We start from the raw sequence: 15,707 nt of genomic DNA on the forward strand, positions 1-15,707 counted from the left end.
CTCTCGACGACATCAGAGTTGTCATCGTTACGACGACATGGTACAACGGAATCAGCGCGCGTCGACAACATGTCGTGCTGATTCGAGGAGGTGTCAGATGTTGATGCGCACCGACCCGTTCCGTGAGCTGGACCGGCTGACCCAGCAGGTGTTCGGCACGCCGGGTACCTGGTCCCGTCCGACGGCGATGCCGATGGACGCCTACCGGGCGGGTGAGGAGTTCGTGGTCTGCTTCGATCTTCCGGGCGTCACTCCCGACGCGATCGAGCTGGACGTCGAACGCAACGTGCTGACCGTGAAGGCCGAACGCCGTCCGGTCACCGACGACAACGTCGAGATGCAGGTGTCCGAGCGGCCGCTGGGCGTGTTCTCCCGCCAGTTGTTCCTCGGCGACACCCTGGACACCGACAGGATCAAGGCCAACTACGACAGCGGTGTGCTGACGTTGCGCATCCCGATCGCCGAGAAGGCCAAGCCCCGCAAGATCGAGATCGGCTCGGCGGACACCGGCCGCAAGGAGATCGACGCGTAAACGGGCGGTACGCGGTGACGGCCCGGACTCTCGACCGCGAGTTCGCCGATCTGGTGCTCACCGATCCCGAACTGCTGCGGGCCGAGTTCGACGACATCGTGGCGGGCTGGGACGACGTGCCGCCGATCCCGGCCCCGCGCCCCGCACCGCCCGGCGGCGCGGGCCTTCCCCCGGTACGCGGCATGCCCTGGCCACCCGAAATCCTCGGTGTGACCTGGGGAGCCAGGCAGCGGTCTCCGCCTCGGCGGGTACCCCTGCGGGATGCGGCCTGTCGAAGTGAGACGGTCCCCGTGCGGTGATCCGCGCGGGGGCCGTGGCGCGTGGCGGATAAGATCCTGGCCGCCATGAGACCCCAGCCCCAGTGGTCGGCGGTGGACGTCTACGCGTCCAACTCCGACATCTACGCCGACCCCCGGATGGTGGAGCGGGTGGACTACCGGCGCCGTTTCAAGCGGCACCGCCCCCGCACGTCCGCGACGATCCTCGCCCCGCACGGCGGCGGCATCGAGTTCGGCACGTCCGAGCTGTGCCTGGCGATCGCCGGCTATCACCCGGCGACGCGGGTGCCGATCGGGCAGACCTACGACTACTGGATGTTCGAGGGGCTGCGCTCCTACGCCAACGACCTGCTGCACGTCACGTCGTCGAACTGCGACGACCGGGTGGCGCTGGAGATGGTGTCGGAGTCGAGCCACGCGCTGGGCCTGCACGGGTGTACGGCGGTGGCGGCGGGCTTACCCGACTACGCGCGCGCGGTGCTGGTGGGCGGGCGCGACGCGGTGCTGCGGGGACTGCTGCTGACCCGGTTGCGGCGGGCGGGGTTCCAGGCGATCGACGCGATCGACCACCCCGAGCTGGGCGGCTACGACCGGACCAACATCGCGAACCGGACGAGCCGCAAGCGGGGTGCGCAGCTGGAGCTGACGACGCCGCTGCGGGCGGCGATGTTCGAGACGAACACGCGGTCGGAGCGCAAGACCTCGACGACGGCGGTGTTCTGGGACTTCGTGGCGGCGACCCGATGCGCGATCGCCGCCACGAGGCCCGGCAGACAGCAGAGCCAGAACTAGCTGTACTTCTTGAGCTCCCGCTTGGCGAGCGACATGCGGTGCACCTCGTCGGGCCCGTCGGCCAGGCGCAGCGTGCGGGTGCCCGCCCACAGGTCGGCCAGCGGGGTGTCCTGGCTGACGCCACCGGCGCCGTGGGCCTGGATGGCCTTGTCGAGCACCCACTCGGTCATCGCCGGCACGGCGATCTTGATGGCCTGGATCTCGGTGTGCGCGCCCTTGTTGCCGACGGTGTCCATCAGCCACGCGGTCTTGAGCACGAGCAGGCGGGCCTGCTCGATGCGGACGCGGGACTCGGCGATCCACTCCTGCACGACGCCCTGCGCGGCGAGCGGCTTGCCGAACGCGACACGCGACTGAGCCCGCTTGCACATCAGCTCGAGGCCACGTTCGGCCATGCCGATCAGGCGCATGCAGTGGTGGATGCGGCCGGGGCCGAGGCGGGCCTGCGCGATCGCGAAGCCCTCGCCCTCACCGGCGATCAGGTTCTCCGCCGGCACGCGGACGTTGTCGAACACGATCTCGGCGTGCCCGCCGTGCGTGCCGTCGGGGTAGCCGAACACGTGCATGCCGCGGACGACGTTGACGCCGGGGGTGTCGCGCGGCACCAGGATCTGCGACTGCTGGCGGTGCCGCTCGGCGGTCGGGTCGGTCTTGCCCATCACGATGAAGATCGCGCAGTTGGGGGCCATCGCGCCGGAGGCGTACCACTTGCGGCCGTTGATGACGTAGTGGTCGCCGTCGCGTTCGATGCGCGTGGAGATGTTGGTGGCGTCCGACGATGCCACGTCCGGTTCGGTCATGCAGAACGCCGACCGGATCTCGCCGTCGAGCAGCGGCTGCAGCCACTGCTTCTTCTGCTGCTCGGTGCCGAACATCGCCAGCACCTCCATGTTGCCGGTGTCCGGCGCGGCGCAGTTGAGCGCCTCGGGGGCGAGGTGCGGGCTGCGGCCGGTGATCTCCGCCAGCGGCGCGTACTGCAGGTTCGTCAGGCCGCCGCCGTGCTCGGCGTCGGGCAGGAAGAGGTTCCACAGGCCGCGCTTGCGGGCCTCGGCCTTGAGCACCTCCATCACCGGGGTGCGGGCCCACGGGTCGGTCGCCGCGGCGACCTCCTCCTCGAGGGTGGCCTCCGCGGGATAGACGAACTCGTCCATGAACTGCAGCAGCTTCTCCTGCAGCTCCACCGTCTTGGCGTCGTACGCGAAGTCCATCACTGCTCCTTGCTGGCGGCGAGGCCCTGCACGACGAGCGGCAGGGTGAACTGTCCGAGCTTCTCGAAACCGGCGCCGACGGTCTTGCCGGTGGTGAAGCGGTAGTGGATCCCCTCGAGGATCACGGCGAGCTTGAAGTAGCCGAACGCGATGTACCAGCCGAGGTTCTTCACGTCGGTGCCGGTGCGATCCGAATAGCGTTCGACAATGTCGTCCGCGCTGAGGAATCCCGGCAGCGAGGGGACGGTGCCGGTGATCGGGTCGTTCTCGATGTTGAGCCCGGCCCAGTAGACGTAGAGCAGGCCGAGGTCGGCGAGCGGGTCGCCGAGCGTGGACATCTCCCAGTCCAGCACGGCGGTGATCTTCGGGGTGCCCTCGGTGACGAGGCAGTTGTCCAGGCGGTAGTCGCCGTGGATGATCGTCGCCTTCGGCGAGTCCGGCACCGTGCTCGCGAGGCGCTCACGCAGTTCGTCGATGCCGGGCAGGTCGCGGCTGCGGGAGTTGTCGAGCTGCTTGCCCCACCGGGCGACCTGGCGGGCCATGAACCCGTCGGGCCGGCCAAAGTCGCTCAAGCCCACCGCGGCGGGGTCGACCTCGTGCAGATCGGCCAGCACGTCGACCAGGTCGTTCGACAATGTCGTCGCCTGTTCGGCAGTGAGCCACGCGGCCTGCTGCTGCTCGCGCAGCGGCGTGCCCGAGCACTCCTCCATGAGGTAGAACGGCGCGCCGATCACGTCGGTGTCCTCGCACAGCAGCTCGGCGTGCGGTACGGGCACCCGCGTCGGGCCGAGGGCGGAGATCACCCGGTACTCGCGTGACATGTCGTGCGCGGTGGCCAGCACGTGCCCCAGCGGCGGGCGGCGCAGCACCCACCGCTGGGTGCCGTCGGTGACCCGGTAGGTCAGGTTGGAGCGGCCGCCGGGGATGAGCTCGCCGTCGAGCTTGTCCACCTTGAGGTAGGCGGCCAGCTTGCCCAGGTCGAGACCGGGCAGCGCTCGATCATTGTGGTCGGTCACCAGGTCACCCCCAGAGTCTTGAGGTTGGCTTTCGTGGAAGAGGCGTCGGTGTGCCGGAACGCGTGCAGGCCCACGGCCCGCGCGGCCTCGACGTTGACCGGCGCGTCGTCGAAGAACACACATTGCCGCGCCGGCAGGCCGATCTGCTTGACGGTGTGCTCGTAGATGCGCGGGTCGGGCTTGCGCAGCCCGATCCGGCCGCTGATGACGACAATGTCGAACAGCTCTGTCAGCAGGTCCGCCGGATAGCCCTCGCCCCAGCTGTTGGACAGCAGCGCCGTCCGAACGCCGTTCGACTTCGCCGAACGCACCAGCTCGACCATCTCCGGATCCGGTGTCGCCGTTCCGAACATGCGGCGCAGCAGGTCCTTGGGGCTCACCGCGGCGCCGCTGGTGGTGATCAGCTCGGCGGCCAGGAGGTGTTCGAACTCCCTGGCGGTCAGCTCACCGGTCTCCAGGCGTGCCACGGGGTTGGCGGGATCGGCGTCCCGGCCCATCCACGAACGCATGATCGTGCCGTAGACCTGGCGGTCGATGCCCTCGGACTCGAGCCAGTCCCCCACGAACTCGGGGACGGACACGGTCATGACACCGCCCCAGTCCAGCACCAGCGCTGCTATCTGCTCGTCGTCGGCCACGACCGGAGGGTACCGACCGGTCGGTATGTCGGCAACAGGTGGTATCGGGTCCGGTCACCGGAACGTCGACGTTCGGCTCATGGGGTTGGCGCCGTTCGCAGGCCGAATTCGGTGGCACGGCTCGATACGTTCGAGGTGAAGAGGGGGTTACACCATGCGAATGTTGTTGACGGCATTGGCTGTTCTCGCGCTGGCCGCTCCACTCCCGGCCAACGCCGAGACCAATGACACGAGCGTCGTCCGGACCGACAAGGGCCTCGTCAAGGGCACGGTCACCGACACCCACCGCCGGTTCCAGGCGATCCCGTTCGCCGCACCACCGGTCGGCCCGCTGCGCTGGCGCGACCCGCAGCCGGCCGCCGCGTGGACCGGCACGCGGGACGCGACGAAACCGGCACCGCAGTGCGCCCAGGTCGCCCAGTTCGGCAACCCGGGCAGCACCGACGAGGACTGCCTCTACCTCAACGTCACCACACCCGCGAAACCAGGCGTCAAGCGGCCGGTGATGCTGTGGATCCACGGCGGCAGCTTCGAGACCGGCTCCGGCGGCTTCTACGACGCGCGCAAGTTCGTCGAACAGACCGGCATCGTGGTGGTGACGATCAACTACCGGCTGGGCGCGTTCGGCAACTTCGGCTACCCCGGCCTGAACGGCTCGGGGTCGTTCGGCCTGGCCGACCAGCAGGCCGCGATGCGCTGGGTGCAGCGCAACGCCCGCGCGTTCGGCGGCGACCCGCACAACGTGACGATCTTCGGCGAGTCCGCGGGCGGGATCAGCGTGTGCGGGCAGCTCACCACGCCCCGCAGCGCCGGGCTGTTCCACAAGGCGATCATCCAAAGTGGAGCGTGCTCGCTGGCGTTCGCCACGGGCAGCGGCCAGTTCGGCACCATCTGGGCGTCCCGCCAGGAGGTCGAGGCGATCGGCGCCAAGCTGCCGCTCGGCTGCCCGAATGGATCTCCAGATGGCATCGAGTGCCTGCGCAAGGTCGACGCCACCAAGCTCGTCGACCCGGCGATCGCGTGGCAGTTCAACCGCCCCGCGTACGGCACGAGGACGCTGCCACGCGAGCCGTCCGCCGAGCTGAAGGCGGGCCGATTCCACCGGGTGCCGGTGCTGATCGGCTCCAACCGCGACGAGGCGACACTGTTCATCGCGCTGACCTACCCGAAACTGCCGGACACGCAGTACCGGCCGTGGATCGCGGAACGCTTCGGCGAGGCGAAGGCCGACGAGATCATCCGCCGGTACCCGTCCAACGGTGACGGCGACGTCCGCCCGGAGATCGCGGCGATCGAGACCGATCACACCTGGGCGTGCCGCACGGCGCTGGACGGCAGGCTGCTCAACCGGCGCACGCCGGTGTACCGGTACGAGTTCGCCGACCGCACCGCGCCGATGTTCTTCCCCGGCCTGCCGGAGTTCCCATACCTCGCCTACCACGCCTCGGAACTCCAGTTCCTGTTCGACTTCCAAACCCAGCTGACGCCTGAGCAGCGGAAACTGTCGGAGTTCATGATCGGCGCCTGGGGCCGGTTCGCCTCAACCGGCACTCCGGGCTGGCGCGAGGTGATCGTGCCAGCCTTGGTCCCGGGCAAGATCGCTCCGGTCGACTTCGCGGCTGAGCACCAGTGTGGTTTCTGGTTGGGCGGTTTCTGGGAGGGCTGACGCATGCGCGCACCACTGATCGCCGTCTTGGTGGCCGGACTGCTCACCGTTCCGGCCCGAGCCGACACCGGTGACGTGGTGCGCATCGACACCGGTGCGGTACGGGGCACGGTCACCGCCTCGTACCGCACCTTCCAGAAGATCCCCTACGCCGCACCACCGGTCGGCGCACTGCGCTGGCGCGACCCGCAGCCGCCCGCGGCCTGGTCAGGCGTGCGGGACGCGACGAAACCCGGCCCGATCTGCGCCCAGGCCGGCTGGCCGGGCGCGCCGAGCAGCACCGAGGAGGACTGCCTCCACCTCAACGTCACCACACCCGCGAAACCAGGCGTCAAGCGGCCGGTGATGGTGTTCGTCCACGGCGGCGGCTTCACCACCGGTTCGGCCAACGAGTACGACGCCCGCACCCTCGCACCACGGGCCGGCGCCGTGGTGGTGACGATCAACTACCGGCTCGGCGCGTTCGGCTACTTCGGCTATCCCGGCCTGACGGGCTCGGGCGCGTTCGGGCTCGCCGACCAGCAGGCCGCACTGCGGTGGGTGCGGCGCAACGCCGCCGCGTTCGGCGGCGACCCCGGCAACGTCACGCTCTTCGGCGAGTCCGCGGGCGGGCTGAGCGTGTGCGCGCAGCTCACCACACCACGCACCACGGGCCTGTTCCACAAGGCGATCATCCAAAGCGGAGCCTGCCAGACCAGTTTCGCCGAGCCGGGCGGCGGCAAGTGGACGTTCTGGGCGCCCCGCGAGGAGATCGAACGGCTCGGCGCCACCACCGACCTGGGCTGCCACGACCTCGCGTGCCTGCGGGCACTGCCCGCGCAGCGGCTGGTGGACGTGGCGGAGACGTTCAACCGGCCCGCCTACGGCACGGGCGCACTGCCGTTCGACCCGATCCGGGCACTGCGCGACGGCTGGTTCCACCGCGTGCCGGTGCTGCTGGGCACCACGCACGACGAGCACACCGTGTTCACCGCCTTCGACTACCCGGACCCGATGGACGCCGCCGGGTTCCGATCCGAGCTGACGACGTTGTTCGGCGCGAAGGCGTCAACGATCGAGGCGCGTTACCCGCTCGACGGCGACGGCGACGCGCGGCCGGAGCTCGCCGCGGTGCTCACCGACCGGACGTGGGCGTGCCCGGCCGCGCAGGCCCGAACCCAGCTGGCGCGCCGCACGAGCGTCTTCGGCTACGAGTACGCCGACGCCGAGGCGCCGCTGATGTTCGACGGACCACCGTTCCCCTACCGCGCCTACCACGGTTCGGAGCTCGTGTCGTTGTTCGACTTCAAGCTGCCCCTCACCCCGGCCCAGCAGCGGCTGGCCGAGTACATGACCGCAGCGTGGGCACGGTTCACTCGGACCGGTGACCCCGGCTGGCGCCATTCGGATGTCCAATCACTCGCACCCGGCGCAATCAGGACTGTCAATTTCGGCAGCGAACACAGGTGCGGCGTCTGGTCCGACATGCTGTGACATGTGCCGGGCTTCCGCGAGGTCTTCACCGTCGGTGAGTACCGGGCACTGTTCGCCGCGCACTTCGTGTCCATCGCCGGCGACCAGTTCGCCCGCGTCGCGTTGTCCGTCCACGTCTACGCCCGCACCGAGTCCGCCGGGCTCACCGCCCTGACCTACGCGCTCACGTTCCTGCCCGACCTGGTCGGCGGTCCGCTGCTCACCGGGCTCGCCGACCGGTTCCCGCGCCGTCAGGTGATGATCACGACCGACCTCGTGCGGGCGCTGTTGCTGGCGTTGATGGCGATACCGCAGGTGCCGCTGTGGCTGTTGTGCACGCTGCTCGTCGCGGCACAACTGGCCGGAGCGCCGGGCAACGCCGCCCGCGCGGCACTGCTGCCGCAGGTCCTGCCCGGCGAGCTCTACGCCGTGGGACAGGCCGCGATGAACACCGTCACCCAGGTCGCGCAGGTCGCCGGGTTCGTCACCGGCGGCGGCCTCGTCGCGTGGATCGGCGCCCGAGGTGTGCTGCTCGCCGACGCCGCGACGTTCCTCGCCTCCGCCCTGCTGATCACCCGCTGGGTCATCCACCGGCCCGCATCCATGATCGTCAGGGACCGCACCTGGCACCTCGTCCAAGGAGTACGGCTGGTGTCCCGGCGCCCCATGCTGCGAGCACTGGTCGCCATGGCCTGCGTCTCGGGGTTCTACATCGCCGGCGAGGCCCTCGCCGCGCCCTACGCCGTCGAACTCGGCGCGGGCCCGATCGCCGTCGGCCTCATGTTCGCCGCCTACGCCGCCGGCACCGCCACCGGCATGCTCGTCCTGGCCCGGCTCACGGAACCGGCCCGGCTGCGCGCGATGCCACTGCTCGTCATCGCCGCCTGCGCACCGCTCACGCTGTGCGTCCTGCAGCCGGGCCTGGCCGGAGTACTGCTGCTGTTCACCCTTTCGGGAGCCGGAAGTTCATACCACCTGGTGACCGCCACCACGTTCGTCCGTGCTGTGCCGGACGAACTGCGCGGCCAGTCGTTCGGGCTGGCCGTGACCGCCCTGCGCGTCTCGCAGGGACTCGGGGTCGCGGCCGCCGGTGTGGCGGCCGATCACTGGGCGCCACACCTCGTCGTCGCCGCCGCCGGAGCACTCGGGGTGCTCACGGCGTGCGGCACGGCATGGCTGTGGACCCTCAGCAACGACGCCAGTCGTTGGGGCGCGACCAGTCGTTGGGACGGCCAGGACGGGGCGCAGAAGTACGGTTGATCATGACTTGCTCCTTGTTGTGCTCAAGTGAGGTCCCCCACATGGAGCCACGACACTGCGTGTACCGGTAGCTACAGTTGTTGGTTCCTGTGGAGGTGGGGGTGGCAGAGTTGCGTCGGGTCGACCCGCGCCGGTGGAAACTATGGTCGCTTTCCCTGCCGGTGCTGACCTACATCGCGGTGGTCGAAACCGCCGCGACGCTCGTCGTGGTCGCCACCGCACGGCTTACCCCGGCCGACGCACTGGCTTGGACCTGGTTCGCCCTGCTGGCGGCAGGGGCCGTCGTCCACTTGGAGGCGGCTCGCGGCATCGAACGGATCCGTGAGATCGCCGCCGAAGGCTCACCGCACGCGCACATGCAGTCCGTGTGGCTGTTCGCGGGCGTACTGCTGCTACCGATGCCACTGCTCGTCGCACTGATCGGCATCAGCTACGTCCACGCCTGGTTCCGGGTCTACCGGAGGCGGGCACTTCCGCATCGCAAGCTGTTCTCCGCGTGCACCGTAATCCTCGGCTGCGCGGCGGGAAAATCCGTACTACTCGCCATCTCACCGGTGTCGCTGGAGGGACCGGCCGGCCTGCTCGGCGTCACCCTCGCCGGGTTCGTCTACTGGATCGTCAACTACGCCCTCGTCGTGGGCGCGATCATCATGACGAACCTGGACAAGCCCCGCCGCTCCGCGTTCGGACACCCCAGCGACCAGCTGATCATCGCCGCCTCCATCGGCCTGGGCTGCGGCCTGGCGATCATCATGACCTCCCACCCGTGGCTCACCCCGTTGCTGCTGGTCACAGTGCTGGCGCTGCACATGGGCCTGCTGCTGCCCCAGTTCCGCATGGCCGCCCGCACCGACTCCAAGACCGGCCTCGTCGACGCCACCTTCTGGCACGAGATGGCCGAACGCGAACTCGACCGCTCCCGCCGCCTCGGCAGCACCGTCGGCGTCCTGATCCTCGACCTCGACCACTTCAAGCAGATCAACGACACCTACGGCCACCTCGCCGGCGACCGCGTCCTGCGCGTCGTCGCCGACACCATCAAGAGCGTCGTACGCGCCTACGACCTCGTCGGCCGCTTCGGCGGCGAGGAGTTCGCCGTCCTGCTCCCCGGCGTCGGCGTCAACGGCGTCCGCGCCACCGCCGAACGCATCCGGTTCGAGATCGGCGCACTGTCAGTCGGCGTCGTCGACCGCAGCGGCATGGACCGCACCATCACCAACTTCACAGCCTCGATCGGCGCCGCGATCTTCCCCGACACCGCCACCGAGCTCAGCCCACTGCTGCTCGCCGCCGACGAGGCCCTCTACCAGGCCAAAGGCGAAGGCCGCGACCGCACGCGCGTCGCCGTCCTCAACCTCAGGTGAGGAAAGTGGCCACCTGCTTCACCAGCCACTCCGGGTCGTCCACCCACGCGTAATGCCCCGCACCCTCGTGCACCACCAGCGTCGCGTTCGGGAACAACTCCACCAGCTCACGGCACCGCCGCACCGGTGAGATCGGATCCGCCGACGCCGCGTACACCAGGACCGGATGGTCGAACTCCTGCAGCCCGCGCCGCATGACGCCCGGCGTGAACGCCCCCTCCGCGTTGTAGCCGAGCGCGACCTCGTACTTCCACTCACCCAACTCGGCCCGCGCGTGCGCCTGGGCCCGCTCGTTCCACGTCCCGTACAGCATCGGCGACGCGGCCACCCGGTTCTCGACGCTGTTGTCCCCCGCCGCGTCGTTCGCCAGCGCCCGAGTCACCTGCTCGTACCACGGCTCGTCAGCCCGCTCGGCGAGGAACGTGTCCCAGTCGCTCTGCTCCGGCGACAACCCGACCGACCGCAACGCCGGCGTCAGCAGCACGAGCTTGCCCACCCGCTCCGGATGATCGACCGCGTACCCCATCGCGATCCCCGCACCCGCCGAATGCCCCAGCACGTCGACCACGTCGAGATCCAGGTGCCGGCGCAGCATCTCCACGTCGTGCACCAGCATGTCCCGCCGGTAGGTGAACGGGTTCTCCGGCTCCGCCGACTCACCGGTCCCCCGGTTGTCCAGCACGATCAGCCGCCGGTGCTGAGACAACCCGCCCAGGTCCCCGAGATAGCTCGACGCCCGGCCGGGCCCGCCCGCCAGGCAGATCAGGGGCTCACCCGACCCCAGCGTGCGGTAAGCGAGTTCGGTGCCGTCGTACGAGGTGAACCGTGCCATGCTGCACATCATGCCGAAGATCGCGACCGCGGACGTCGTCGACCGCACGCAACTGCTCGACTTCCTCCGCACCCGCCACCACGGAATCCTGATCACCAGCCGGAAAGACGGCAGCCCTCAGGTGTCCCCGGTCGCCTGCGGCGTCGACGCGCAAGGCCGCATCGTGATCTCGACCTACCCGTCGCGCGCGAAGGTGATCAACGCCCGGCGCACGCCCCAGGTCACCATGTGCGTGCTCTCCGACGACTGGGACGGCCCCTACGTGCAGGTCGACGGCACCGCCGAGGTACTCGACCTGCCCGACGCCCTCGAACCGCTCGTCGAGTACTTCCGCTGCATCGCCGGCGAACACCCCGACTGGGACGAGTACCGCGAAGCCATGCGACGCCAGGGAAAGTCCCTCATCCGGATCACCATCGACCGCTGGGGCCCGATCGCCACCGGCGGCTTCCCGCCTAGTCTTTCGTAAATTCAGCCTCAACTAGACCAGGTACCGCCCCAGCCCGGAGGCGACTCCAGCAGCGCACAGACGCCACCGGCGGGGTCGGCGATCGACGCCACCAAGCCGGTGGGCACGGACGTCGGCGGCACCAGCACGGTGCCGCCCAACTCCGCCACCCGCTCACACGCCTTCGCCACCGAGCCGACCGCGAAATACACCATCCACCCGGCCAGCTTCGGCTCCAGCGTCCGCAATCGCCCCGCCACCGCCCGCCGGTCACCGCGCCGCGACGACTCGTACAGCAGGAACTCCTCCGACGGCGACCGCACCTCCCAGCCCAGCTGAGCCGACCAGTAGTCGTCGGTGTCCGCCGACGACATCAGCTCCGCCCAGCACGGCTCCCCCGCCCGCGGCTCCGGCGCCCACGGCCCGTGCAACACCCGGCCACCGTCCACCCAAGCGTCCACATCGGACGGATCACGCAACGACCGCGTCTCCGGGCCACCGAAAACCACGTGCCAGCAAGGGGAATCCCCCGGCCGCACCGCGGCCGCCAGCCGATCACCCACCCAGCCGGTGAACGACCCGTCCGGATCCGCGATCACCGCCCACCCCAGTACAGCGGCATAGAAGTCGACCGAGGGCTCGGCGAGAGGCGTGAACAGTTCGAGGCGGCGCAGGCCGCATGATCCGGCCGAATGATGCTGCTCTGGCACGAAGGCTTCCCATCAGGCGGTGATCAGGAGCGCGCACCATCCTCAGCTCCAACCACCTGAGACGACAATGCTCCATCCGGCCCAACCGGTTGCACCGAAAGGATCTGAGCCAACGGCACCGCCCGCCCCAGATGGAACCCCTGCCCCACCCGGACTCCCAAGCGCCGCAACGCATCCACCTGCGCCGGCCGCTCCACCCACTCGGCCACCGCGGACAAACCGAGCCCGCGCGCGATCTCCATGATCCCCGAGACCAGCACCGCGTCCGCCTCGCACGTGTCGATGCTGCGCACGAACTCGCCGTCGATCTTGATGCCGGTGATCGGCAGGTGTTTCAAGTGGACGAACGACCCGAACCCGGAACCGAAGTCGTCCAACGTGATCCGGCAGCCGAACCCGCGCAGCTGCCGCGCCAGCGACCGCGCCGCGTCCAGGTTCGTCACCGCCGCCGTCTCGGTGATCTCCAGGCCCAACCGGCCCGGCGCCACCCCCGCCGACCCCAGGCGGTCCAGCACGAAGTCACCGAACTCCGGATCCTCCAGCGTCCGCCCGGAGACGTTGACGTTGAACCGCAGCTCGGTCGACGGCCGCGCCACCAGCGCGTCGATCGCCGTCGACAACACCCACCGGTCGATGTCGAAGATCAGGTTCGACCGCTCCGCCACCGGCAGGAAGTCCGCCGGCCCCAGCAGCGGCTCCTGACCGTCCTCCAGGCGCAGCAACAACTCGTGCCCCAGCACCCGGCCGTCGGTCAGCGACACCATGGGCATCCCGTGCAGCGTCAGACCGCTGTTCGACAATGCCGAACGCAGCCGGTCCAGCACCGACACCCGCTTCACCGTGTCCGCGTAATGCCCCGGCTCGTACACGGTGACCCGGTTGCGGCCCGCCGCCTTCGACGCGTACAGCGCCAGATCGGCGTTCGCCAGCACCAGCTCCCACGTGTCACCTGGTCCGAACGACGCCAGCCCCGTCGACACCGTGATGTGCGCGGGCGTCCCACACCCCACCAGCGGCAGCGCCGCCACCGCGTCCCGCAGCCCGTCCGCCACCGCCGACGCGTCCGCCCGCGAGCACCCCGGCAGCACCACCGCGAACTCGTCCCCGCCGAGCCGCCCGATCACCTGACCGTCCGCCAGCCTGCCCTGCAACGCCGACGCGAGCATCCGCATCACCCGGTCGCCCACCGCGTGCCCGCGCAGGTCGTTGACGTCCTTGAAGTTGTCCAGGTCCAGCACCAGCAGCGCACCCGAACCGCCGGAGGCCATCGACCGCTCCAGCTCCCGCATCAGCGCCCGCCGGTTAGGCAACCCCGTCAACGGGTCCTGCTCCGCCGCCCGCACCAGCTCGTCGTGCACCCGCGACGCCTGCGTCACGTCGTGCGCCGTCCCCAGCGCCCGCACCGGCGTGCCGTCCGGATCCAGCACCACCTCCCCGAAGCACTCGAAGACCCGCTCGGTGCGCCGATCGGCCAGCAGCATCCGGTGCGTGTAGCTGAACACCGCGCCCGTCTTCATCGCCGCCTCGAGGGTCGCCTCGATCACCGGCAGGTCCTCGGGATGCACCAGCTGCGAGTACAGCTCGAAGGTGAACTCCGTGCCGCGCGGGAAGCCGAACATCTCCAGCAGCGTGTCCGACCACGTCACCCGGTCCTCGGCGATGTGCCACTCCCACGTGCCCATCCGCCCCAGCGCCTGGGCCCGCCGCAACGCGTCCGCCTCCGCCGTCACCGCCAGCTCGCGGTCCCGCCAGGCCGTCACGTCGACCAGCTCGTACAGCAGGTCGTCGCCCAGCGAGGCGCACTGCACCTGCAGCCACCGCGGCGCCGACAGCACCAGCGACGACCCCGGCCGCTCCGGCACACCCGGCAGCAACGCCGGCAACGATCGCCCGAGCGCCGAGCCCGCGGGAATCCCCACGAACTCCCCGAGCGCGCGGTTCGCCCAGCGCAAAGTGCCGAGCGCGTCGGTCACACCGAATCCAACGTCCGCTCGGTCCATCGCGGTGCGGCAATAGGGGGCCACGCCGGTCATGATCGTCCGATCACAGCGGGTAGGCAACCCGCTACATCCAGGTGCGTGTTTTCCGGTTGTGACCGAATTTCCGGACCACCCGATCTGTACCAGTGTTTAGTCAGCACTGAAATCATTGATATCAACGAAGACGTTCGAGGCTCTTCGCCGTCTCCACCATCTCCGCCGCCAGCTTGCGCAGCTCGTCCGGATCAGCCCCGTCCGACGCCGCCGTGAACACGTCCTCGGCCGCACACCGCAGCTGGAACAACCGGTCCTGCAGATCGGCCAGCTCCGCCGTGGACAACACCACCGCGTCCTCCGGCAACCCGCCCCGCTGCAACGCCGTCCGCCGCTCATAAGCCCGCTGCCTGCACGGCTGCGCGCAATACCGTCTGGGCCGCCCGATCCGTCCGCTCCCAGGCAGACGCCGCCCACACCAAGCACAGTGTTGATACCGACCCCCATCAGGGGGCCCACCCCCTCCGGGCCGCGGGTCATCTGACGAGACGCGGATCTCGACCTCCATGGCGCGCGACGGTATCCGGCCACCCCACCTTCACTCCAGCGCCACGCCGCCAAGGCACACTCCCTACGTGACCCACCCCTACCTCGCCGGCCCACACCCCAGGGCCTTCGCCCACCGCGGATGGCACGTCGACGACCTCAGCGGCATGGAGAACTCGCTGAGCTCCTTCCGCCGCGCCGTCAAAGAGGGCTACCGCTACCTCGAGACCGACGTCCACGCGACCAGCGACGGCGAGGTAGTCGTCCACCACGACACCACCCTCGACCGCACCACCGACGCCACCGGCACCGTCAGCGACCTGCCCTGGTCCGAGGTGAAACGCGCCAACGTCGGCGGCCGCGAACCCATCGCCCGCCTCGCCGACGTGCTCGAAGAGCTCCCCGACACGATGTTCAACATCGACGTCAAGACCGAGCACGCGGTCGAACCCGTCATCGCCGTGCTCCGCAAGGCCAAGGCACTGCACCGCGTGTGCCTCGCGTCGTTCTCCGACGACCGCCTCGCCCGCATCCGCAAGCTCGGCGGCCCCGACCTCCTCACGTCCATGGGCCCCCGCAACGCCGGCGCCCTCTGGCTCGCCGGCCGCGTCCCCCTCGTCGGACTCCCCGTCCGCGGCCAGATCGCCCAGGTCCCCATCAGTCAGGGCCGCCTCAAGGTCGTGGACGAACGATTTGTCCGCGCGGCCCACCGGCGTTCACTCGAGGTTCACGTCTGGACCATCGACGACGAAGCCCAGATGCGCCACCTGCTCGACATCGGCGTCGACGGACTCGTCACCGACCGCCCCGACGTCCTGCGCGAGGTCCTCCAGTCCCGCGGCGCCTGGGTCACGGGGTGAACGGCCGAGCCTGAACTGAGGACTCGCGGGGCTCGAACGTCACACTCGGGGGGCGGGAAGGTACGACACAGGGGGCGGGAACGTAGGACTCGCGGGAATGTCAGACCCCGTCGGTAGTGTGGAATTCGGGGG

Annotated in this window: 16 protein-coding genes; 9 read left to right on the top strand and 7 right to left on the bottom strand. The window is 69.7% G+C overall.

The genetic code is table 11. The annotated features are described in order from the left end of the window. Nucleotides 1–97 precede the first annotated feature (97 nt). From QSK35_RS02640 to QSK35_RS02650, 3 genes are read left to right on the top strand one after another with little or no spacing between them, the layout of a single operon-like run. Nucleotides 98–532: an Hsp20/alpha crystallin family protein gene (locus QSK35_RS02640; RefSeq protein ID WP_285741840.1), complete on the top strand. Its 435-nt coding sequence runs from the start codon at nt 98–100 to the stop codon at nt 530–532. 14 nt (nt 533–546) lie between these two features. Then, on the top strand, nt 547–831 hold the full coding sequence (locus tag QSK35_RS02645) for a hypothetical protein (protein WP_285741842.1): 285 nt from the start codon (nt 547–549) through the stop codon (nt 829–831). A 45-nt stretch (nt 832–876) separates the two neighbouring features. Further along, nucleotides 877–1,602, top strand: a complete 726-nt coding sequence (locus QSK35_RS02650; RefSeq protein ID WP_285741843.1) for a poly-gamma-glutamate hydrolase family protein — start codon at nt 877–879, stop codon at nt 1,600–1,602. On the opposite strand, the gene QSK35_RS02655 is transcribed toward QSK35_RS02650, so the two are convergent. Genes QSK35_RS02655 through QSK35_RS02665 form a run of 3 tightly spaced genes read right to left on the bottom strand, consistent with a single transcriptional unit; the run spans nt 1,599 to nt 4,464 of the window. After that, nucleotides 1,599–2,810 (bottom strand): acyl-CoA dehydrogenase family protein, encoded by a 1,212-nt coding sequence (locus tag QSK35_RS02655; protein WP_285741845.1) that lies wholly within the window; start codon nt 2,808–2,810, stop codon nt 1,599–1,601. The genes QSK35_RS02650 and QSK35_RS02655 overlap by 4 nt on opposite strands. Next, nucleotides 2,810–3,826, bottom strand: coding sequence for a phosphotransferase family protein (locus QSK35_RS02660; RefSeq protein ID WP_285741847.1), 1,017 nt, complete (start codon nt 3,824–3,826; stop codon nt 2,810–2,812). The genes QSK35_RS02655 and QSK35_RS02660 overlap by 1 nt, the downstream gene beginning before the upstream one ends. Further along, a complete protein-coding gene (locus tag QSK35_RS02665; RefSeq protein WP_285741849.1) occupies nt 3,823–4,464 on the bottom strand; it encodes an HAD family hydrolase in 642 nt (213 codons plus the stop codon). Before QSK35_RS02665 ends, QSK35_RS02660 begins: the two co-directional genes overlap by 4 nt. A 154-nt stretch (nt 4,465–4,618) precedes the next feature. Here QSK35_RS02665 and QSK35_RS02670 point away from each other — a divergent pair, with 154 nt between their 5' ends. From QSK35_RS02670 to QSK35_RS02685, 4 genes are all read left to right on the top strand, one after another. Beyond that, on the top strand, nt 4,619–6,130 hold the full coding sequence (locus QSK35_RS02670) for a carboxylesterase/lipase family protein (RefSeq protein WP_285741851.1): 1,512 nt from the start codon (nt 4,619–4,621) through the stop codon (nt 6,128–6,130). A 3-nt stretch (nt 6,131–6,133) separates the two neighbouring features. Next, entirely contained in the window at nt 6,134–7,603 is a 1,470-nt protein-coding gene (locus QSK35_RS02675; RefSeq protein WP_285741853.1) for a carboxylesterase/lipase family protein, read from the top strand. Nucleotides 7,604–7,606: 3 nt separating this feature from the next. Next, nucleotides 7,607–8,842 (top strand): MFS transporter, encoded by a 1,236-nt coding sequence (locus QSK35_RS02680; RefSeq protein WP_285741855.1) that lies wholly within the window; start codon nt 7,607–7,609, stop codon nt 8,840–8,842. A gap of 101 nt (nt 8,843–8,943) precedes the next feature. After that, a complete protein-coding gene (locus tag QSK35_RS02685) occupies nt 8,944–10,206 on the top strand; it encodes a GGDEF domain-containing protein (RefSeq protein ID WP_285741857.1) in 1,263 nt (420 codons plus the stop codon). Here the strand turns inward: QSK35_RS02685 and QSK35_RS02690 are convergent. Further along, a complete protein-coding gene (locus tag QSK35_RS02690; protein WP_285741859.1) occupies nt 10,199–11,038 on the bottom strand; it encodes an alpha/beta fold hydrolase in 840 nt (279 codons plus the stop codon). The two genes, QSK35_RS02685 and QSK35_RS02690, sit on opposite strands and share 8 nt — an antisense overlap. A 10-nt stretch (nt 11,039–11,048) precedes the next feature. On the opposite strand from QSK35_RS02690, the gene QSK35_RS02695 reads away from it, so the two are divergent. Then, nucleotides 11,049–11,507, top strand: coding sequence for a PPOX class F420-dependent oxidoreductase (locus tag QSK35_RS02695; RefSeq protein ID WP_285742452.1), 459 nt, complete (start codon nt 11,049–11,051; stop codon nt 11,505–11,507). Nucleotides 11,508–11,515: 8 nt separating this feature from the next. Here the strand turns inward: QSK35_RS02695 and QSK35_RS02700 are convergent, their stop codons facing one another. The 3 genes from QSK35_RS02700 to QSK35_RS02710 form a co-directional block, all read right to left on the bottom strand. Continuing rightward, nucleotides 11,516–12,196, bottom strand: a complete 681-nt coding sequence (locus tag QSK35_RS02700; RefSeq protein WP_285741861.1) for a VOC family protein — start codon at nt 12,194–12,196, stop codon at nt 11,516–11,518. Nucleotides 12,197–12,219: 23 nt separating this feature from the next. Further along, nucleotides 12,220–14,169, bottom strand: a complete 1,950-nt coding sequence (locus QSK35_RS02705; protein ID WP_285741863.1) for a putative bifunctional diguanylate cyclase/phosphodiesterase — start codon at nt 14,167–14,169, stop codon at nt 12,220–12,222. 181 nt (nt 14,170–14,350) lie between these two features. Continuing rightward, nucleotides 14,351–14,737 (bottom strand): hypothetical protein, encoded by a 387-nt coding sequence (locus QSK35_RS02710; RefSeq protein ID WP_502881613.1) that lies wholly within the window; start codon nt 14,735–14,737, stop codon nt 14,351–14,353. Between QSK35_RS02710 and QSK35_RS02715 the strand changes: the two genes are divergently transcribed. After that, the gene (locus tag QSK35_RS02715; protein WP_502881614.1) at nt 14,736–15,575 is read left to right on the top strand and encodes a glycerophosphodiester phosphodiesterase family protein; all 840 of its coding nucleotides are present in this window, start codon (nt 14,736–14,738) and stop codon (nt 15,573–15,575) included. The two genes, QSK35_RS02710 and QSK35_RS02715, sit on opposite strands and share 2 nt — an antisense overlap. Nucleotides 15,576–15,707: the final 132 nt, after the last annotated feature.

Source organism: Lentzea sp. NBRC 105346, assembly GCF_030269605.1.
Taxonomy (GTDB): Bacteria; Actinomycetota; Actinomycetes; order Mycobacteriales; family Pseudonocardiaceae; genus Lentzea.

Excerpts from the sequence above, each read along its gene's own strand:
- QSK35_RS02670 (WP_285741851.1), top strand. The coding sequence starts at position 4,619 with ATGCGAATGTTGTTGACGGCATTGGCTGTTCTCGCGCTGGCCGCTCCA.
- QSK35_RS02710 (WP_502881613.1), bottom strand. The coding sequence starts at position 14,737 with ATGGAGGTCGAGATCCGCGTCTCGTCAGATGACCCGCGGCCCGGAGGG.
- QSK35_RS02690 (WP_285741859.1), bottom strand. The coding sequence starts at position 11,038 with ATGGCACGGTTCACCTCGTACGACGGCACCGAACTCGCTTACCGCACG.
- QSK35_RS02715 (WP_502881614.1), top strand. The coding sequence starts at position 14,736 with ATGGCGCGCGACGGTATCCGGCCACCCCACCTTCACTCCAGCGCCACG.
- QSK35_RS02675 (WP_285741853.1), top strand. The coding sequence starts at position 6,134 with ATGCGCGCACCACTGATCGCCGTCTTGGTGGCCGGACTGCTCACCGTT.
- QSK35_RS02695 (WP_285742452.1), top strand. The coding sequence starts at position 11,049 with ATGCCGAAGATCGCGACCGCGGACGTCGTCGACCGCACGCAACTGCTC.
- QSK35_RS02650 (WP_285741843.1), top strand. The coding sequence starts at position 877 with ATGAGACCCCAGCCCCAGTGGTCGGCGGTGGACGTCTACGCGTCCAAC.
- QSK35_RS02655 (WP_285741845.1), bottom strand. The coding sequence starts at position 2,810 with ATGGACTTCGCGTACGACGCCAAGACGGTGGAGCTGCAGGAGAAGCTG.
- QSK35_RS02640 (WP_285741840.1), top strand. The coding sequence starts at position 98 with ATGTTGATGCGCACCGACCCGTTCCGTGAGCTGGACCGGCTGACCCAG.